The sequence below is a fragment of the Streptomyces sp. NPDC045899 genome (assembly GCF_056431485.1).
On the sequence record NZ_JBWKKP010000023.1, the window covers coordinates 106645 to 125764 of the forward strand.

The 19120-nt window shown below is 73.8% G+C and carries 18 protein-coding genes; 9 read left to right on the forward strand and 9 right to left on the reverse strand.

The genetic code is table 11. The features are described from left to right. Positions 1 to 134 precede the first annotated feature (134 nt). Together AC07FT_RS28280 and AC07FT_RS28285 are read left to right on the forward strand one after the other, a co-directional pair. The gene (locus AC07FT_RS28280; protein ID WP_471204839.1) at positions 135 to 818 is read left to right on the forward strand and encodes a TetR/AcrR family transcriptional regulator; all 684 of its coding nucleotides are present in this window, start codon (positions 135 to 137) and stop codon (positions 816 to 818) included. A 148-nt stretch (positions 819 to 966) separates the two neighbouring features. Then, positions 967 to 2382: an MFS transporter gene (locus AC07FT_RS28285; RefSeq protein WP_479178713.1), complete on the forward strand. Its 1416-nt coding sequence runs from the start codon at positions 967 to 969 to the stop codon at positions 2380 to 2382. 82 nt (positions 2383 to 2464) lie between these two features. Here AC07FT_RS28285 and AC07FT_RS28290 read toward each other — a convergent pair whose 3' ends face one another. The 3 genes from AC07FT_RS28290 to AC07FT_RS28300 form a co-directional block, all read right to left on the reverse strand. Next, a complete protein-coding gene (locus tag AC07FT_RS28290) occupies positions 2465 to 4408 on the reverse strand; it encodes a helix-turn-helix domain-containing protein (RefSeq protein WP_479178714.1) in 1944 nt (647 codons plus the stop codon). Positions 4409 to 4515: 107 nt separating this feature from the next. Next, positions 4516 to 5313: a 3-hydroxybutyrate dehydrogenase gene (locus tag AC07FT_RS28295; RefSeq protein WP_479178716.1), complete on the reverse strand. Its 798-nt coding sequence runs from the start codon at positions 5311 to 5313 to the stop codon at positions 4516 to 4518. A gap of 105 nt (positions 5314 to 5418) precedes the next feature. After that, positions 5419 to 5898 carry an NUDIX hydrolase gene (locus AC07FT_RS28300; RefSeq protein WP_479178717.1) on the reverse strand — a complete coding sequence of 160 codons (480 nt, stop codon included), beginning with the start codon at positions 5896 to 5898 and terminating at the stop codon, positions 5419 to 5421. A gap of 138 nt (positions 5899 to 6036) precedes the next feature. Here AC07FT_RS28300 and AC07FT_RS28305 point away from each other — a divergent pair, with 138 nt between their 5' ends. Beyond that, a complete protein-coding gene (locus AC07FT_RS28305; protein ID WP_479178719.1) occupies positions 6037 to 7134 on the forward strand; it encodes an O-antigen ligase family protein in 1098 nt (365 codons plus the stop codon). Positions 7135 to 7200: 66 nt separating this feature from the next. Here AC07FT_RS28305 and AC07FT_RS28310 read toward each other — a convergent pair whose 3' ends face one another. Together AC07FT_RS28310 and AC07FT_RS28315 are read right to left on the reverse strand one after the other, a co-directional pair. Then, a complete protein-coding gene (locus tag AC07FT_RS28310) occupies positions 7201 to 7761 on the reverse strand; it encodes a hypothetical protein (RefSeq protein WP_254747380.1) in 561 nt (186 codons plus the stop codon). Positions 7762 to 7836: 75 nt separating this feature from the next. After that, positions 7837 to 8634, reverse strand: coding sequence for a glutamate racemase (locus tag AC07FT_RS28315; RefSeq protein ID WP_479178720.1), 798 nt, complete (start codon positions 8632 to 8634; stop codon positions 7837 to 7839). 68 nt (positions 8635 to 8702) lie between these two features. Here AC07FT_RS28315 and AC07FT_RS28320 point away from each other — a divergent pair, with 68 nt between their 5' ends. Then, complete coding sequence (locus AC07FT_RS28320; protein ID WP_479178722.1) at positions 8703 to 9914, forward strand: glycosyltransferase; 1212 nt, start codon at positions 8703 to 8705, stop codon at positions 9912 to 9914. Positions 9915 to 9954: 40 nt separating this feature from the next. Here AC07FT_RS28320 and AC07FT_RS28325 read toward each other — a convergent pair whose 3' ends face one another. Next, the gene (locus tag AC07FT_RS28325) at positions 9955 to 11316 is read right to left on the reverse strand and encodes a TerD family protein (RefSeq protein ID WP_479178740.1); all 1362 of its coding nucleotides are present in this window, start codon (positions 11314 to 11316) and stop codon (positions 9955 to 9957) included. 252 nt (positions 11317 to 11568) lie between these two features. Here AC07FT_RS28325 and AC07FT_RS28330 point away from each other — a divergent pair, with 252 nt between their 5' ends. After that, the gene (locus tag AC07FT_RS28330) at positions 11569 to 12051 is read left to right on the forward strand and encodes a DUF6643 family protein (RefSeq protein ID WP_479178723.1); all 483 of its coding nucleotides are present in this window, start codon (positions 11569 to 11571) and stop codon (positions 12049 to 12051) included. A 424-nt stretch (positions 12052 to 12475) separates the two neighbouring features. Here the strand turns inward: AC07FT_RS28330 and AC07FT_RS28335 are convergent, their stop codons facing one another. The 3 genes from AC07FT_RS28335 to AC07FT_RS28345 form a co-directional block, all read right to left on the reverse strand. Next, positions 12476 to 13192: a response regulator gene (locus tag AC07FT_RS28335; protein ID WP_254747372.1), complete on the reverse strand. Its 717-nt coding sequence runs from the start codon at positions 13190 to 13192 to the stop codon at positions 12476 to 12478. Between the two features lie 92 nt (positions 13193 to 13284). Then, on the reverse strand, positions 13285 to 13866 hold the full coding sequence (locus AC07FT_RS28340; RefSeq protein ID WP_479178725.1) for a TlpA family protein disulfide reductase: 582 nt from the start codon (positions 13864 to 13866) through the stop codon (positions 13285 to 13287). 285 nt (positions 13867 to 14151) lie between these two features. Continuing rightward, positions 14152 to 14601, reverse strand: a complete 450-nt coding sequence (locus AC07FT_RS28345) for a cyclic nucleotide-binding domain-containing protein (RefSeq protein WP_254747368.1) — start codon at positions 14599 to 14601, stop codon at positions 14152 to 14154. Positions 14602 to 14846: 245 nt separating this feature from the next. On the opposite strand from AC07FT_RS28345, the gene AC07FT_RS28350 reads away from it, so the two are divergent. The 4 genes from AC07FT_RS28350 (at position 14847) to AC07FT_RS28365 (ending at position 18935) form a co-directional block, all read left to right on the forward strand. Then, complete coding sequence (locus AC07FT_RS28350) at positions 14847 to 15272, forward strand: ATP-binding protein (RefSeq protein ID WP_254747366.1); 426 nt, start codon at positions 14847 to 14849, stop codon at positions 15270 to 15272. A gap of 116 nt (positions 15273 to 15388) precedes the next feature. Next, positions 15389 to 16351 (forward strand): universal stress protein, encoded by a 963-nt coding sequence (locus AC07FT_RS28355; RefSeq protein ID WP_479178727.1) that lies wholly within the window; start codon positions 15389 to 15391, stop codon positions 16349 to 16351. Positions 16352 to 16490: 139 nt separating this feature from the next. Next, positions 16491 to 18245 (forward strand): GAF domain-containing sensor histidine kinase, encoded by a 1755-nt coding sequence (locus AC07FT_RS28360; protein ID WP_479178728.1) that lies wholly within the window; start codon positions 16491 to 16493, stop codon positions 18243 to 18245. A gap of 87 nt (positions 18246 to 18332) precedes the next feature. Continuing rightward, positions 18333 to 18935: an Rv1733c family protein gene (locus tag AC07FT_RS28365; RefSeq protein WP_471204861.1), complete on the forward strand. Its 603-nt coding sequence runs from the start codon at positions 18333 to 18335 to the stop codon at positions 18933 to 18935. Positions 18936 to 19120 lie beyond the last annotated feature (185 nt).

Here is a 19120-nt window from a genome sequence, read left to right on the forward strand (position 1 = left end):
CGGCGGCACCCCGCCGTGGCCCGGCTTCCTTCCCGATCCCTCTCCGACCACGGGAAATGGGGGCTGTTCCCCATTCTCGCGATTTCAAACATGAACCGGAGAGAATTCCCCGCTTAGTGTTAGGGTTTCCGCTCATGGGCGACCGTGTGAACAAGGCGACTCCGTTGCGCAGGGATGCGCAACGCAACCGCGAGATGCTGATCGCAGCGGCCCGGGAGATCTACGCCGACCAGGGCGTGGACGCACCGCTCGACGACATAGCCCGGCGCGCCGGAGTCGGCAGCGCCACCCTCTACCGCCGGTTCGCCGGACGGGCCGAACTCATCGAAGCCGTCTTCGGCGATTCCCTCAAGGACATCCTGCGGGCCTCACTGGAGGCGCGGCAGAGCGTGGACGCCTGGGGCGGGCTCACCGCGTACCTCGACCGCATCTTCACCCTGCTCACCACCGACCGGGGCACCAACGACCTGATGACCACCGCCATCCAGGGCGTCCCCTCACTCGACAGCCTCCGGACGGAACACCGCAAGACCATCGACGTCCTGCTCCGGCGCGCCCAGAAGGAGGGAGCGGTCCGGGACGACATCACCGCCGAGGACTTCCTCTTCCTCACGGTCATGCTGGGCCGTACGATTCCCGGCGCGGCGGTCGCGGCGCCCTCGGCCTGGCGTCGTTATCTGGCCATGCTCCTCGACGGTCTGCGTCCCGAGGCGGCGGCTCCGCTCCCGGCCCCGGCGCTCACCCCGGAGCAGTTCGGGATCGCGGTCGGCCACCTGGGCAGACCCCGCCGCGCCCGCCAAGGGCGCGGCGAACACTGAACGGCCGCCGACGGGCCCCGGTCATGGCCGTCGGGCGCACACCGGGGCCCGGAACTGTGGTGTCCCACCACATACGCCCCTGACCTGCGCCTTCCTACGGTGTGGCGACACATCAACGTCCCCGCCCACCGTTACGGAAGTGGTGTCCATGGCCGCGCCCGCCCCGCCAGCCCCCGCCCGTCTGAGGCGTATCGTCGCCGCCAGCCTGATCGGTACCACCATCGAGTGGTACGACTTCTTCCTCTACGGGTCGGCCGCCGCGCTCGTCTTCAACAAGCTCTTCTTCCCCGACTCCGATCCGCTCGTCGGCACCCTGCTGTCGTTCCTGACCTACGCGGTCGGCTTCGCCGCACGCCCCGTGGGCGCGCTGGTGTTCGGGCACTACGGGGACCGGCTGGGGCGGAAGAAGCTGCTGGTCCTCAGTCTGCTGCTGATGGGCGGCGCCACCTGTGCCATCGGACTGCTGCCGACCCACGCCACGGTCGGCTCGGCCGCGCCGGTCCTGCTGACCGCGCTGCGGCTGGTGCAGGGATTCGCACTCGGCGGGGAGTGGGGCGGTGCGGTGCTGCTGGTGTCCGAGCACGGGGACGCGCGGCGGCGCGGGTTCTGGGCGTCCTGGCCGCAGACCGGCGCGCCCGCCGGGCAGTTGCTGGCCACCGGTGTGCTCTCGGCACTGACCGCGCTGCTGTCGGACGCCGCGTTCGAGTCCTGGGGCTGGCGGGTGCCGTTCCTGCTGTCGGGTGTCCTGGTGCTGATCGGCTTGTGGATTCGTCTCTCTGTCGATGAATCGCCGGTGTTCCGGGCGGCGTTGGCCCAGGCCGAGGCTCGTAAGGAGGAGGCGGGACGGCAGCCGGCCGCGGCCGCGAAGACCCCGCTGTTCGACGTGGTGCGCCACCACTGGCGGGATGTGCTGATCGCCATGGGCGCCCGGATGGCCGAGAACATCAGCTACTACGTGATCACCGCGTTCGTCCTCGTCTACGCCACCTCCGACCATGTGGGCCTGGGCAAACAGACCGCGCTCAACGCCGTGCTGATCGCCTCCGCCGTGCACTTCGCGGTGATCCCGGCCTGGGGCGCGCTGTCGGACCGGATCGGCCGGCGTCCGGTGTACCTGCTGGGGGCGGCGGGGGTGGGGGCGTGGGCCTTCCCGTTCTTCCTCCTCATCGACACCCGGGACTTCGGGGCACTGCTGCTCGCGGTGACCGTCGGGCTGGTCTTCCACGGCGCGATGTACGCGCCCCAGGCGGCCTTCTTCTCCGAGATGTTCGCGACCCGGATGCGCTACTCGGGGGCGTCGATCGGGGCGCAGTTCTCCTCGGTCGCGGCCGGTGCCCCGGCCCCGCTGATCGCCACCGCGCTGCTGGCCGACTACGACAGCGCCACCCCGATCGCCCTGTACGTCATCGCCGCCGCGCTGATCACGCTGGTGGCGGTGGGCACGGCCGCGGAGACACGGGACCGCGATCTGGCGCGGATCGAGCCGAGCACGCCCGGCGGGGAGCGGGCCACGGGGACGCAGGACGCGGCGGAGCGCGCACCCCGCTCAGCCCCGGCGTCCTAGCGAGCGGGCCATGGACGCGGGTCCCGGACATCTCCGGGGCCCGTGTCCGTACGCGGTGGTGCGCCGCGGTCGGCGGCGGCGTTCAGCGGACCGAGGCCAGCCGGTGCAGCCGCAGCGCGAGCTGGATCTCCAGGGCGCGGGACGGCGACTGCCAGTCCGGGCCCAGCAGTCGCCCGACCCGCTCCAGCCGCTGGGCGACCGTGTTGACGTGGACGTGGAGTTCGTCCTTGGTACGGGCCGGGCTCATCCCGCTCGCGAAGTACGCGTCCATGGTGCGCACCAGGTCGGTGCCGCGGCGGGTGTCGTAGTCGAGGACCGCACCGATGGTGCGGTGGACGAAGTCCCGCACCCGGGCACCGTCCGGGGCGCCGTCGCGGGTGCCGCCCAGCAGCAGCCCCAGGAAGCCGAAGTCCTCGGCGGCGGCGCCCTCCCCGGCCCGGCCGAGCACCCGCAGCGCGGCCAGACAGCGGCGGGCCTCGGCATAGGCGGAGGCGACCTCGGCGGGGTGGGCGGCGGGTCCGGGGACCGGCGCGGAGGCGCCGACGGTGACCGGCGCGTGCAGCGCGGTGCCCAGCTGACGCGCGGTCCGCCGGGCCAGTGCGTCAGCGGTGCGGCCCTCGGCCAGCGGCAGCAGCAGTACGGTGCCGCCGTCGCGGGCGGCGGCCAAGCCGTGGCCGGTGGCGGCCAGATGGGAGGCGGCGGACCACAGCCGCTGCCGGTCGGCGGCCTCCTCGGCGGGCGCGCCGGAGCCGGCGTCCGGGCCGGGCGCACCGGCCGTGACGGGCGCGTCCAGTTCCGCGGCGAGGACGACATGGGGCACGTCCAGGTCCGCCCGCAGCCGGGCGGCGCGCTCGCGCAGCAGCCGTGGCGCGCGGTCGGGGGCGTCGAGGAGGTCGTCCAGCAGCTCGCCGCGCACCCGCTGTTCGGCCTCGCCCGCCGAGCGCCGGGCGAGCTGGAGCAACGAGGTGACCACCGCGGCGCGTTCCAGGGTGCGCTGGTCCACCGGGTCGAGACCGGGGTGACCGCGCAGCACCAGCGCGCCGAGCAGTTCACCGCCCGCGGCGACGGCGGCGATCCAGTCCTCGCCGTGCCGGACCGCGTGACCGTCGGTCCGGGAGCGGTCCACGGCCGCCGCGGGCGCCCGGTCGGCCTCGACGAACTCCACCGAGCCGCTGAGCACTTCGGCCACCGCGTCGGCGACGTCGTGCACCCCGCCGCCGCGCAGCACCAGTTCGGTCAGCCGGTCGTGGACATCGGAGGCGCGCTCGATGACCCCGCTGCGGTCCTGGATGATCTCGTTGGCGGCCTCCAGTTCGGCCAGTGCCGTACGGGTCTCGGCGAGCAGGTTGGCCGTGTCGATGGCGACGGCCGCGTGGGCGGCGAACGAGGCCAGCAGCGAGATCTGCTCGCGTTCGAAGACCCGGGCCCGGCGGTCGGCGGCGAAGAGCACCCCGATGACCCCGCTGCCGAGCAGCAGCGGCACCCCGAGGATGGCGACGAGACCCTCGTCCTGGACGCCCGCGTCGATGGTGTGGGTGTGCTGGAAGCGGGGGTCGTCGAAGTAGCTGTCGGTCACATAGGGGCGGGCGGTCTGGGCCACCAGTCCGCCGAGCCCCTCCCCCATGCCGAGCCGCAGCTGCTGGAAGCGGGCCGAGACCGAACCGTCGGTGACCCGCATATAGGTGTCGCCGGCGGTCGGGTCGTGCAGCGTCAGATAGGCCACCTCGGTGCCCAGCAGTGAGCGGGCGCGCTGGACGATGGCCTGGAGCACCGCGTCCAGGTCTCGCAGTCCGGCGAGGTCGTGCGCGGTCTCGAAGAGCGCGGACAGCTCGGCCTCGCGCCGCCGCCGTCCCTCCAGCTCACCCCGGACCCGCAGGGCCAGCAGCTTGGCGCGCTCCAGGGCGGCGAGCCGGTCGGCCGGAGCCCCGTCGGCGCGGGCGCGCAGCACCGGGCGCTCGTACGCCTCGGCGGGCGCGCCGCGCGCCAGCAGTTCCAGGTACGGGTTCTCCGGCTGATCGTCGGCCATGGTCCCAGGGATACTCCCGCCGGGTGCGCCCGCGCCAGCCGCGGGACGTGCGGGCAGCCGGTCCTGCGGCCGGGACGGGAGCGGGCGCCCGCCGGATGGGCCTGCGTTCAGTGGGCGGTCCATCCGCCGTCCATGGTGAGCGAGGCGCCGGTGATGAAGGAGGCGTGCGGACCGCACAGATAGGCGACGGCCTCGGCGACCTCCTCCGGTTCGACGAGCCGTTTGACCGCCGTGTCCGCGAGCATCACCTCGCCGACCACACGCTCGGGCGAGATCCCGTGGGCCTCGGCCTGATCGGCGATCTGCCGCTCGACCAGTGGGGTGCGCACATATCCGGGGCTGACGCAGTTGGAGGTCACCCCGTGGGCGGCGCCCTCCAGGGCGGCCACCTTGGACAGCCCCTCGAGCCCGTGCTTGGCGGCCACATACGCCGCCTTGTACGGGGAGGCGCGCAGACCGTGCACGGAGGAGATGTTGACGACGCGGCCCCAGCCCTGTGCGTACATATGCGGCAGCGCGCCCCGCAGCAGCCGGAACGGCGCCTCCAGCATCACCGTGAGCACCCGGGAGAAGACCTCGGGCGGGAACTCCTCCAGCGGGCGGACGAGCTGGAGTCCGGCGTTGTTGACCAGGATGTCGGTGCCCGCGGCGGCCTGCTCGGCGGCGTCGAGGCCGGTGAGGTCCAGGGCCCACGCCTCGACGGTGCCGGGCCCGGCGGGGACGCCGGCCACCAGCCCGGCCAGCCCCTCGGCGTCCAGATCGACGGCGCGGACGGTGGCGCCCGCGGCGGCCAGCCGGAGCGCGCACGCCCGGCCGATCCCCCCGGCGGCGCCGGTGACCAGGGCGGTGCGGCCGGTCAGATCGGTGACGGAGGGGACGGGACCCGAGGGGGTGGCGGCGCTCATGAGCGGCAGACTAGGCAGCGGCCGCGGCCGGACCGATGTGGCCGGACCACACACTTCGGCGCGGGGTGGTGGGTCGGTCCCCCGCGACGGGGCCGACCCCGTGGGTCAGTCCCCCGCGACCGGCTCGAACCAGGTGGGTCCGTCACCCAGCGCCTGCTTGATCCGCGTCAGCGAGAAGTCCTCCAGCTGCGGCAGCGCGTCGAGCGAGAACCAGCCGACCTCCAGCGACTCGTCGTCGTTCACCCGCGCCTCACCGCCCACCGCCCGGCAGCGGAAGCAGACGTCCACGAACTGGCACTGGTCGCCGTTGGGATAGGTCACCGGTGCCAGGGTGCGGACGAGGACGATCCGCTCGGGCACACAGCGCACCGCGGTCTCCTCCTCCACCTCGCGCACCACGGCCTCGGCGGGCTGCTCACCGGGCTCGGGGATCCCGCAGATGATCACCCAACGGCCGGTGTCCGCGCGGCGGCCCAGCAGCACCCGGCCCTCGTCGTCGAAGACCACCGCGCTCACACCCGGCAGATAGAGCAGCTGCCGGCCCGCGGTGGCCCGGAGGTCACGGATGAAGTCGGGGATCGCCATGGGCCGAGGGTATCGGGCGGGCCCGGGCGCCGCCCCGGCGGTCATACCCCCGCAAACGCTGTCCGTTTCACCACTGACGCATGGTTTCTGCGCACCATATACACATACCTCAGCACAAGCGCTACCGTTCCCGGTGTCATGGCCCGTACCCGGTCTCCGGCCGCGGTCGCGGTGCCGATGCGACGGGGGGTCGACGGTATGGCGTCATCAGTGGTGAGACCGGTCGTGCAGGGCCAGGAGAGACCGGCCCGCGGCATCACACCCGACATCGCGGGCGCGACGGTCCTGGGGAGCTGCGCGCTGTGGGCACTCATCGCGTCCCTGGGACGGATGGCCCGCCCCGAAGGGGTGCTGCTCGCGGTGCTGGCGGTGGCCGCCGGATACGCCTGCGGCCGGATCGCCGGATCGCTGTTGCCGGTCGCCGCCACCGCGGCCGCCGCGCTCGCGGGGTTCGGCCTGGCCCTGACCACACTGGACGGACTGCCCGGCCATGAGGGCGTGAACACCGCGCAGTGGACGCTGGCCACCGGGGCGGCATGCTGTGCCGCCTGGGCGGCCCGGCCGGTCCCGCTGCGGTCCGCGCTGTGGCTGCTGGCCGTGACGATCACGGTCACGGCGGCGGTGGGCGGGGAGACGGCGGGCGCGACCGCCGCCGGCGCCGTCCTGGTGTGCTCCTTCACCGCTGCCCGGCTGCGGCAGCGGCTGCTGGGCCTGGCGGCGCTGGCCCTGGTCACCGCGGTCACCGTCGGTGGCTGCTGGGCGGTGGCGGCGAACGCCGTACCGGGCGGACTGCCGCCCGGCTTGCGGGCGCAGCTGACCGAGCACCGGGTCCGGCTGTGGCAGGACGCCGCCCGGATCGCGGGGGAGAACCCGGTGCGCGGGGCGGGTCCGGACCGCTTCACCGAGCTGAGCCCCACCGTGATGGAGGCCCCGGATCCGCGGACCACCCCGCATTCGGCCCCGCTGCAGCAGGCCGCGGGCGAGGGGGTGCCGGGGGTGGCCCTGCTGGGCGCGGCCTTCTGCTGGATGCTCTTCGCGCTGTGGCGCTCACCCCGGTCCACCCCGGTCGTGCTGACCGCCGCAGCGATGCTGACGGCCCTGGCCGTCGAGGCGTGTCTGGGCAACGCGCTGAGCTTTCCGCAGATCACGGCGGGGGCGGGACTGCTCGCCGGACTGGCCACGGCCAGCCGCTCCGACGATGCCCCGGCGCCGTCCCCACGGGCGGCCGAGACATGACCCGACGGCGCCGACCGGGCGGTGGGCGCGCGGGGCCGAGGCGGGCCGGGCGGATGAACAGGGCGGTCAGACCTGGGTGGTGGGCTTGGCGATCGTGCGCAGCCGCTGCCGGATCACCCACACCGCGGCCTCCGCGTCGTCCACCGTGACCGTGAAGACGCGTCCGTCCCCGAGGCGGACCACCAGCCCCTCACCGCGCCGCACCACCACCGCCGTGCCCTTCTCGGGGCGCCAGCGGTAGCCCCAGCCGCCCCACTGGCAGGGGGTGACCCGGGAGGCGACATCGACGTCGACCACATCGCTCAGCGGGATGCGGCGCCGTGGCAGCCCCATGTGACCGCAGCGGATCTCCAGGGTCTCGGCGTCGATCCGGACCGCCACGTGGACGAAGGCGAGGGTGCCGAAGAGCATCAGCAGGCCGGCGGCGACACAGCCGATGACCGACATCAGGAGCGGGGCGATACCGGAGCCCCAGGGGGACTCGACGGCGAGGTCGACGCCGAGCGCCAGACACGCGGCACCCGCGGCGGCCAGCACCCACTGCACACGGTTGTGCGCACGCCCGGTCCAGACCGCGGGGGGCTCCCCGGACGGGGTCTGCTTCCCGTGCTGGTGGTGGTGCCTCATAGTTGGCAGGGTACTCACGTTCCGCTACCGCGGCACCAGATCATCTCGTTTCCGCTGGTGAGAGCGGGTTTTTGGTCAGCCGCGCACGGCCCCGACGGGCGCCAGCAGCGTGCCCTCGGGGTACGCCAGGGCCTCGTGCGGGAGCTCCTCCTCGCGGCCGCTGAGCAGTACGGTGAGCGCGCCGCGTGCCGGGGCGGGCCGGTCGGTCGGCAGCGGATCCACGCCGATCCTGCGCAGCGCCTGGGCGGCGACGGCCCCGGCGGAGCCGAGGAGGACGAGGGAGGGGGCGCCCGGCTGCTGCACGGCGGTCCGGATGCGGTCGGTGACCAGCTCGTAGTGGGTGCAGCCGAGGACGACGGTCGTCACATCGCGCGGGGTGCGCTCCGCGGCGACGGCCACCGCCTCGTCGATGGCGGTGTCGTCGGCGTACTGGACGGCGTCCGCGAGCCCCGGGCAGGCCACCGGTGTCACCTCGACACCGGCCGCGAACTCCCGGATCAGGTTGTCCTGATACGGACTGCCGGTGGTCGCGGGGGTGGCCCAGATGGCCACCGGACCGCCCCCGGCCGCCGCGGGCTTGATCGCGGGCACCGTGCCGATCACCGGCAGCGCGGGCTCCAGTTCGGCGCGGAGCGCGGGCAGGGCGTGGACGGTGGCGGTGTTGCAGGCGACGATCAGCACGTCGGGGCGGTGGGCCGCGGCGGCGCGGGCGCAGGCCAGCGCGTGCTCGGTGACGTCCTCGGGAGTGCGCGGCCCCCACGGCATACCGTCGGGGTCGGAGGAGAGAACGAGATCCGCGTCGGGCCGCAGACGGTGCACCGCGGCGGCGGTGGCCAACAGGCCGAGTCCGGAGTCGATGAGCGCGATCTTCACCCGGTCACTTTAATGGATCGGTCCCGTCGGCCCGCCGTCCGGGCACCGCTTGGGGCAGACTGCGGCGGGTGAGCGAGCTGACGTGGACCGCCGCCGCGGCACTGGCCGCCTGGCTGTGGCTGCTGCTGGGACAGGGGTTCTTCTGGCGTACGGACGTCCGGCTGCCGCGCACCGGACCGCCGGGGTCCGCGGTCCCGGACGACGAAGGCGACTACTGGCCCTCGGTGGCCGTCGTGGTGCCCGCCCGGGACGAGTCGGCCGTCCTCCCGGTCAGCCTGCCGTCGCTGCTGGCCCAGGACTACCCGGGGCGGGCCGAGATCTTCCTGGTCGACGACGGGAGTTCGGACGGCACCGGCAAACTGGCCCGTGAACTGGCCGACCGGTACGGCGGACTGCCGCTGACCGTGGACTCCCCCGGTGAGCCGGAGCCGGGCTGGACCGGCAAGCTGTGGGCGGTGCGGCACGGGATGGCGCTGGCCGCGCGGCGCGAGCGGGCCGGGGCCGGGGCCGCCGAATACCTGCTGCTGACCGACGCGGACATCGCCCATGAGCCGGACTCCCTGCGGAAGCTGGTGCGGGCGGCCACCGGGGACCGGCTGGACCTGGTCTCACAGATGGCCCGGCTGCGGGTGGCGACCGGCTGGGAGCGGCTGATCGTGCCCGCGTTCGTCTACTTCTTCTGCCAGCTGTACCCCTTCCGGTGGGTCAACCGGCCCCGGGCACGCACCGCGGCGGCCGCGGGCGGCTGTGTACTGCTGCGCCGGGAGGCGGCCGAGCGGGCGGGGATCCCGGAGACGGTCCGGCAGGCCGTCATCGACGACGTGGCGCTGGCCCGCGCGGTCAAGCGGTCCGGCGGGACGATCTGGCTGGGCCTGGCGGAACGGGTCGACAGCGTCCGGCCGTACCCGGGCCTCGGCGAGCTGTGGCGGATGGTCGCGCGCAGCGCCTACGCCCAGCTGCGCCACAACCCGCTGCTGCTGACCGCGACGGTCACCGGGCTCGCCGTGGTGTACCTCGCGCCGCCCGCCGCCGTGTGCGCCGGGCTGCTGACCGGAAGCGCCGTTCCCCTGGCGCTGGGCGCGGCGGCGTGGGCGCTGATGGCCGGGACGTACGTCCCGATGCTGCGCTACTACCGGCAGACCCTGTGGCTGGCACCGCTGCTGCCCCTGACGGCGCTTCTCTACCTGCTGATGACCGTGGACTCGGCGCTGCGGCACTACCGCGGACGGGGCGCGGCCTGGAAGGGGCGTACCTACGCCCGGCCCAGCGCCGCGCCCTGAGGCTCGCGTCCGCCGTGACGGCCGCGGCCGCGCGAGTGGCTCATTTGCGGCCGGGCGTCCAGTTCATACCCCATCCGTAGGCGTAGTCCAGGGTGCGCTGGGGGCTGACACCGCGCTCCGGCACCAGATAGCGGGCCTCGCGCTGGACGACGAGGTCACCACCGGTGTTGGTGATGAGCGCGAGGGCGCAGACCGGGGACGGCACGGTGCACTCGTCGAGCGAGAAGTCGACCGCGGCGCCGAACTGCGGCTGGAGGGTGACCGTGGCGTTGAGGTTGGCGAAGCTGCGCGCGCCCTCGTAGATGGTCACGAAGACCAGGATGCGGCGGAACGCGTCCTTCTGGTCGAGGTTGATGGTGAGGTTCTCGCCCTGGGCGCGGGAGCCGGTGCGGTCGTCCGCGTCGAGCAGGATGAACGGCGGCTGGTGCAGTGAGCCGAAGGAGTTCCCGAGCGCCTGCACCACGCCCTTGCTGCCGTCGGACAGCTCGAAGAGGCAGCCGAGGTCCAGGTCGAGGTCGCTGTGCATGGCGATGGCCTTGCCCAGCTTGGCGCCCCACCCCTTGAACTGCTTGTGCACCTGCCAGTTGAGGTTGACCCGCATCGCGCCGCCGGTGCCGCCCTGCTTGGTGAGCGAGACCGTGGGCGCCTCCTTGGTCAGCGTGACCTTGCTGAGGTTCACCGGCGCCCCGGAGGCCGGAGCGGCCGGCGCCGGAGGAGCGGGCGGCGGGAAGGCCGCGGAGCCGCCGCCGGAGGGCGGGGGCGGCGGGTAGCCACCGGCGGGCGGACCGGAGGGCGGCGCCGGGGGCGCGGGAGCCACGGGCGGGGCCGGGGGCGCGGCGTAGGGGGACGCGGGCGGGGCCGGGGGCGCTGCGGGGGCGGTCTGGGGTTCGTCGACACTGATCCCGTAGTCGGTGGCGAGCCCGGCCAGCCCGCTGCCGTATCCCTGGCCTACCGCGCGGAACTTCCAGGCGCCCTGCCTGCGGTACAGCTCACCGAGGACGAAGGCCGTCTCGACGGAGGCGTCCTGGCTGTCGAAGCGGGCGATCTCCGCGCCGCCGGAGGCGTCCAGGACCCGGATGGCGAGACCCGGGACCTGACCGAAGGTGCCGCCGTCGGCGGAGCCCGCGAGCACCACGGTCTCGATCTCGGGCTCCACGGCGGACAGATCGACCGCGAGGGTGTCGGTCACGGTGTCCCCGGCGGTGCGCTTGCCCTCGTGGCGCACGGCGCCCGAGGAGTGCGTCGCCTGGTTGTAGAACACGAAGTCCGCGTCGGAACGGACCTTCCCGGAGACCAGCAGCAGCGCCGAGGCGTCCACGTCCGGTACGCCGGGACCGGTGCGCCAGCCGAGCTCGACGCGCACGGACGCGGCCGGCACCGGTGTGTTGCTGCCCTTGGACATCGACATGTCGTCCCCCTGCCTTTCTGTTCACTAGCTGCGGGTCAGTCTGCCCTGGACCACTCTTGCGCGTGACACCGGAGTACGACCGCGGGTAACCCGCTGAAAACGCGCCCTTTACACGATCTCAACGCACCCTGGCGACCGATTTTCCCGGGTTCGCAATGATTGGTGCGCCGTGACGGCTCCCCACACTCAAAACAACCCTCTTACCGGACTCCCCAATGAGCACATCGTGGGCTTAACTTATGGGCTATGACCTCCCCCCGCAGTACCTACGGCGGCGGCTACTACTCCTCGCCGTCCTTCCCGGACACCCCCATCTACGACAGCCTCGTCGCGGAGCGGGGGACACCGCAGATCGCGCCCATCAGGGTGCCGTCCGCATACGACACCGGAAGTCACCTTCCGGCCCTGCCCTCGGCGCTGCCCGCGCTGCCGGCGGGTCCCTCGCACCACACCCCGCCGCCCGGCTACCAGCAGCCCGCGCCGCAGCCCATGGGGTTGCAGCAGGCGCAGGCGCCGTACATCCCGCCCCAGGCGGGTCCGCGCGGCTACCCGGGCGCGCAGCAGCAGCGTCCGCAGCAGGGCTCGCCGATGGGGTACGACGCGATGCGTCCGGCCATGCAGCGCCCCGCGCCGCGTCCGGCCCCCGCGCCGTCCCCGTATGACGACCCGTACGGCCGTCAGCAGCAGTACCCGGGCGGCCGGCCGCCACAGCCGGGGGGCGGCTACTGAACCACTTCGGGAGGTGAGCGACCGGGCCCTGTGCCCGGTCGCGGGAGGATCGGGCCGGACGGGGCTTCCCCGTCCGGCCCCTGTTCGTCCGGTGCGGGTCTCTTCCGGCGTGAGGCGCACCGGGGCCGCTGTGCGGGGTGTGCCGGGAGTCGTCTCCTGCTGCGCGGGGGCCGTTCGGCGTACGCAGGGCCGTTCGGCCCCTCCCGCGGCGGCCGGTTCCCGGCCATCCTGGACGGGCTGTTCCGCGAGCCATCTCGATCAACGGGGACGGACCGGGCTCCCACTCCACTGCGGTGGGAGCGACATCGCCGGCCGCCCCCGTTCCGCGTGGGGTGCGAGGCAGGAGGGGAGCCTGCCTCGCGCCCCACGCGAGGGTCGGCGTCCCGCGGGCGGTGCTCCCGCCGTCGGACCGGGCACGGGGGCCTCACTGGCCCGTACCGCGCTCCTTCATCCGCTCGGCGATGACGGCGGCCTGGATCCGCCGCCCCACACCCAGTTTGGACAGGATCGAGGAGATCCGGTTCTTCACCGTCTTCTCGGCAAGGAACAGCCGTTCGGCGATCTGCCGGTTGGTCAGTCCGTCACCGATGAGCTCGAGGATCTCCCGCTCGCGCGGGGAGAGCCGCTCCAGCTCGGGAGGTCCGCTGGGCTCCGGTCCGCGCAGCCGGGCCATCACCCGCGAGGTCGCGCCCGGGTCGAGCATGGACCGGCCGTCGGCCACCGTACGGACGGCGGAGACCAGGTCGGAACCGTTGATCTGCTTGAGCACATAGCCCGCGGCGCCGGCCATGATGGCGTCGAAGAGGGCCTCGTCGTCATCGAAGGACGTGAGCATCAGACAGGCGAGTCCGGGCAGTCTGGCCCGCAACTCCCGGCAGACCTCGATCCCTTCGTGGTCGCCGCCGTCGCCCGACGAGCCGAGCCGTACGTCGAGCACGGCGACCCGGGGCCGTACGGCGGGGGCGCGGGCGATGGCCTCGCGGGCGTTCGCCGCCTCACCGACCACCCGCAGATCGGGCTCGGCGTCGAGGAGGTCGCGCAGTCCGCGCCGCACCACCTCGTGGTCGTCGAGCAGGAAGACCCCGATGGGCTCGTCGGCGGCGGGGCCGTCGGGGCCGAGGGGGTCGGCTGTCTCGGGCACTGCACTCCTCACATCGCACACGGGGCGCCGGTCGTGATCCAGCTGCCCAGCTTTACGGCCTGACGCGCCGAAGCGTAAGGGCCGTTCGGCCCTCAGGCCCTCTTCTCCGCCGCCAGCGGAGTGATGACCTTCCGCAGATCGGCCTCACCCAGCGGCCGCAGCGCCCTCGCGGCGATCCGCCCCCGGCGGTCGAGGAAGACCGTCGCCGGGACCGTCTGCGGGTTGACCTCGCCCCGGGGGAAGGCGAGCACCAGCTTGCCCATCCGGTCGTACAGACTGGGGTACGGCACCCGGTACTTCTTCTCGAAGGCGCGGGCCGCCTCCCGGCTGGGGTCACGGGTGTTGATCCCGACGAAGCGGACGCCCTTGGCCCGGGTCTCCTCGGCCACCGCCGCCAGGGCGGATGCCTCGGCCCTGCAGGGGCCGCACTGCGAGGCCCATATGTTGACCACCACGACCTCGCCCCGGTAGTCCGCGATGTCCAGCGGCTCGTCCTCCAGGGTCCGGCCCGCCAGCCCCTGGAGGGGCTTGCGGTCGGCGGAGGCGATCCGGCTGATCCCGTCGCGGTCCGGGGCGGCGGAGGACGTGGAGCCGGAGCTCCCACCGCATGCGGACAGGGTCAGGGCCGCGACCAGCAGGAGAAGCCCGTGGCGCGGGATATGACGGGTACTCATCCGATCAGCTTCGCACGCGCCGTCCGGCGCTCCGGAGCGGCCCCCGGCCCCGCGCTGCCCCGTCCATCCGGCCCTCCGGACCCCGGCCTCCCGCGGGCCGCGGCGTGCGGCCGCCGGGCCCGGTGAGCCGCGCCCAGAGGGGTCCGCGACGTCGCGCCGGATCAGCCCGCGGCCTCAGGGGGCACCTCCCGGCGGTAGCCGGGGGAGTTGCCATCGCACGGCGGAGGGGCGTCCTCGCGGGGGTACCCCCGGACGGAGTCCGGGGCACGTGTCGGAACGGCACACCTAGGGCGTCATCCCCCCGGCATAGGGCCCGTACAGGTCCAGCAGCCGGGTCCGGGCGCTCTGCAGCCGGCGGCCGATCACCTGGGCGCAGGCCAGCGCGAGGGCATAGCCGAGCTCGGGGTCCTCGTCGCACAGCCGGCGCACCGCCTCGGCGTCGAACTCATGCGCCCGCACCGGACTCAGCGCTTCCGCGCCCAGGTGCCAGGTGTCCGGGGGGAACAGCCACGACCAGCCGATGAGCTCCCCGGGACCGAGGGTCTCGATCACCGCGGCGCGGCGCCCGGGCACATGCAGATCGAGGGTGACCGCGCCGGTGCGGATGATCCAGAAGCGGTCCGCCTTGCGGCCCTCCTCGAAGATGCGGCCGCCCGAGGGGAAGGAAACATCGCGGGCGAGCGCCATCACGCGCTCACGGTGCTCGGTCTTCAGCGCGCTGAGAAGTCCCATCATGACCTCACTCTGCCGTCTCCGCTGCCGCCTCGCCCCTCGGCGGTCACCGTGCGTAGACGAGGCGGCTGATCCAGATCGGTATGCCGGTGAACGGCTATCGACTCACCTATACCCATTTCCGGTCAGGTTTCAGATAGGACACGTCATTTTTGATCGCCGAGGGCTTCGGCGGCCCATCGGCCCTACCCTCGGCTGCTTCACCGACCCTGTGATGTCGCTCGTCCTCGTCAAAACGGGAGGCACTGGTGCTAGCCGACCCTCGTCGTCGGACCGCCCACCGAGCCGGAGACCATCTGCTGAAGCGCCGTTTCACCGCGGGCGAGCTGCCCCGGCTGCGGGTGCAGGTCGAGGAGTGCGCCGCCTGGGCCGGACTGTGCGAGGCCCGGCGCGGTGACTTCGTGCTGGCCGTCGACGAGATCGCCAGCAACGCGATCGAGCACGCGGGCGGCACCGGCTCGCTGCTGCTCCGGCGGGTCGGGGACGAGCTGGAGTGCCGGATCTCCGACTCCGGCCCCGGCTTCTCCGAGGACGTCATCCCCCGGATCCTCCCGGGGCTGGACGGCGCCACCAGCGGTCGCGGGCTCTGGCTGACCCAGCTGGTCACCGACCGGCTCGCGGTCAGCGCGGGGGCCGTGGGCGCCGTGGTGACGCTGGCCATGAGGCTGCGGTAGGGCGGCCGCGGCGGGTCGTACGGCGGGGCGTGGCGCGTTTCGCCGCTCCCCGCGTTTTCCACGGACAAGAGGGAAAGAACTCAACCATGTGCTGACATGAGAGGCGGTGGGCACGGGTGGAGCTTCCCGTGGTCGTCGGGGTGGACGGTTCGGACACCGCCTCCGGCGCGCTGGACTGGGCGGCCGGGATGGCCGCGCTGCGGGGGATCCCGCTGCGCATCGTCCACGCCTCGCTCTGGGAGCGGTACGAGGGCTGTCTTCCCGCGTCGGCGGCCGGCCGGCCCGCCGAGCGGCTGCGCGGTGAGACGGTGCTGGCCACGGCGGCCGAGCGGGCCGGGCGCGGGGCTCCGGCGCTGAAGGTGATGACCGACCTGGTGACGGACGACCCGGTCACCGCGCTGCTGCGGGCCGGGCAGAGCGCGGAGGCGGTCGTCGTCGGCTGGCGCGGACGCGGAGAGTTGGTGTCGCTGCTGCTGGGCTCGGTGGGGCTGGGCGTCGCGGCCCGTGCGCACTGCCCGGTGGTCGTGGTGCGCGGCCGGTCCGAGTGCGTCCGGGGCGGTACCCGCCGGGTGGCGGTGGGAATCGCGGAGCGGGAGCGGGCCGCCGGTCCCGGAGCCGTAGCGCCGCCCTCCCCCGTCGTCGCCTTCGCGCTGCGCGAGGCACGGCTGCGCGACTGCGGTCTGGAGGCCGTGCACGCCTGGCGCTGTGCGGGGCCCGACGACCACGGCCCGCGTATCGCGTATGCCGCGGAGCGCGCGGGCCAGGGCGCGCGCCGGGAGCGCGACACCGCGCGCGAAGGCCAGGACGGGCGTGCCGGGCGTGCGGACCACGCCCGGCACGCCGCCGCCGTGCTGGCCGGTGCGCTGGGCGGCGCGGCCGGGACACCCGCGGTGCCGGTGACCCACCGCACGGTGGAGGGCTCGGCGCGCAAGGCGCTGCTGGACGCCTCGGACCGCGCCGATCTGCTGGTCGTGGGGGCGCGGCGGCGGCAGGGGCACTTCGGTCTCCAGCTCGGTCCGGTCAACCACGCCGTACTGCACCACGCGCGGTGCCCGGTGGTGGTGGTTCCGCGGGCCTGACCGCGCTTCATCGGGCGCGCGCGGCGCGTGTCCGCCCGGCCGCGCGCCGCCCGTGGCCGAGTTGCGACGATCGCCGTCCGGCGGCCCGCCGGGCACCGATATCCTGCTGGTGAGCGGGTCATGGGGGTATGGAGGCCAAGTGTCGGGCACAGCGGATCACGGGCGTCATCCGGCACTGCCCCAACTCCGTCTCGATCAGCTCCTCGACGAGCTCCAGGCGCGGCTGGACGCCGCCCGGTCCACCCAGGGGCGGATGCACAGCCTGCTGGAGGCGGTGCTCAGCGTCGGCCGCGAACTGGACCTGGAGCAGGTGCTGCGGCGGATCGTGGAGTCCGCGGTGGCGCTGACCGACGCCGAGTACGGCGCGCTGGGCGTGGTCGACCGGCACCGGCTCTCCCAGTTCCTGCCGGTGGGCATATCCGAGGACCTGGTCCACCGGATCGGCCCGTTGCCCAGTGGCCACGGTCTTCTCGGCGAGCTGATCCGCCATCCGCAGCCGCTGCGGCTGACCGATCTGTCGGAGCATCCGGCGAGCCACGGCTTCCCCGAGCACCATCCGCCGATGCGCTCCTTCCTGGGGGTGCCGATCCGCGTCCGCGACGAGGTCTTCGGCAATCTGTACCTGACCGAGAAGCGCGGCGGGGCCCAGTTCGACCCCGATGACGAGGCGGTGCTGACCACCCTGTCGGTGGCCGCGGGTGTCGCCATCGACAACGCCCGGCTGTACCACGAGAGCCGACGCCGGGAGCAGTGGCTCGAGGCGCTGGGGGTGATCACCCGCACGCTGCTCGCGGGCACCCCGGCCAACCAGGTGCTGAGCCTGATCGCCCGGCTCGCCCTCCAGGTGGCGCTGGCCGACTCGGCGGCCGTCCTGCTCCCCGTCGCGGGCACCGACAGTCTGAAGGTGGAGGTGGCCGAGGGCCATGACGCCGAGCGGATCGGGGGTCTGGTGGTACCGGCCGACGGTTCGCTGGCCGGGCTCGCGGCACGCACCGGCCGCCCCGCCGTCGCCACCGACGTCCGGGTGGACGCGCGGGCGCGCGCCTGGCCACTGCCCGACCAGGAGAGCGAGTTCGGTCCGCTGGTGGCCGTCCCACTGGTGGCGAACGAACGCTCCTCCGGCTCGCTGCGGCTGTGCCGGCTGGCCGGACGGCCGCCCTTCGACGACAACGAGGTCGAGCTGCTGTCCGGGTTCGCCGCGCAGGCGGCCCTCGCCCTCGAACTGGCCCGGCACCGTGCCGAGTCGGAGCACATGGCGCTGCTCCAGGACCGCGACCGGATCGCCCGGGACCTCCATGACCTGGCCATTCAGCGGCTGTTCGCGACCGGGCTGACGCTCCAGAGCGCGGGGCGGCTGATCGAGCGTCCGGAGGCGGCGGAGCGGGTCGGCCGGGCGGTGGACGACCTGGACGAGACCATCAAGATCATCCGCTCCACCATCTTCGCACTGCGCACCGTGGGGAACGAGGACGGTGAACCGGCCACCTTGCGGCGGAGGCTGGTGAAGGCCGTCCGGGCGGCGTCGGACGCGCTGGGGTTCGCGCCCTCGCTGCTGATGGACGGCCCGGTGGACACCGATGTGCCGGACGACCACGGCGACCAGCTGCTCGCGGTCCTGGCCGAGGCGCTCAGCAACACCGTCCGGCACTCCCGGGCCCAGCGGGTGGACGTCCGGCTGACCGTGGAGAACGCCGGCGGGATCACCCTCATGGTCACGGACAACGGAGTGGGTCTGGGCGGTGCCACGCCCAGCGGCGGACTGGTGAACATGCGCTCCCGGGCCGCCCTGCTCGGCGGCGCCCTGCGGATAGAGGAGCCCGACGCGGGCGGCACCCGGCTGATCTGGAGAGTGCCGCTGGCCGTCGACGGCCCCGCCGTGGACCGGAAGCGCTGAGCCCGTGATATTGCTCTCTCTTCACCGAATGCGCGCATATCCCGCCCGCCATACGGTATTTACGGACGGGGAAGGGGGGTGTGACCTATGAAGATGATCCGGGGACTCTGGCATTGGCGCCGCAATCCGCTGCGCCGTGCCACGGACCTCGCCGAGGCCACCGCCGCGCTGATCGCCGTCCTGCTGATGCTGGTCGCCGCCCCCACCGTCGGTGTCATCACCGGTTCCCTCGCCCATGACGCCCTGGTGAAGGCCGCCCGGGAGCAGCGCGCCCACCGGTATCTGATTCCGGCCACCGTGGTCAGGATCCTCCCCCACCCCCCGGTGGACTCCGACCCCGAGACCTCCTCCGCGCGGGACGCCCACCGCCGGGTGTTCGCCCGGTGGACCGCCCCGGACGGCAGCAGACACCGCGGCCCGCTGGCCACCCATCCCGGCGCCGACCCCGGTGAGCGGTTCCATCTGTGGACCGATGAGCACGGCCGCCCGCGCGGGCGCCCGCTGGACACGGCCACCGCGGCCACCCACGCGGTGCTCGCCGGTATCGGCGCCGGGGCGGTCACCGTCGCCCTGGTGGACGGCGGCCGACGGCTGGTCGTATGGCGGCTGATGCGACGGCGTTACGCGGAGTGGGACACCGCCTGGGCCCGCGCCGGACAGGACTGGGGCCGGGCGGACGCGGGCAGCTGAGCGCGCCGCCTTCATAGCGCGCCCGGCGTCGCGCGTAGACGTTTTGTCATCCTGACAGCAAGTCCACGCGGGCCTCACGGGGAGGTCAACTCCTCACGCCCGGCGCACGCTACGGTGGGGCATTCACACGCGCAGCGCCACAGTCGCGTGTCGCGCACATCCGGCTTGACCACGAGGTGGGGGCA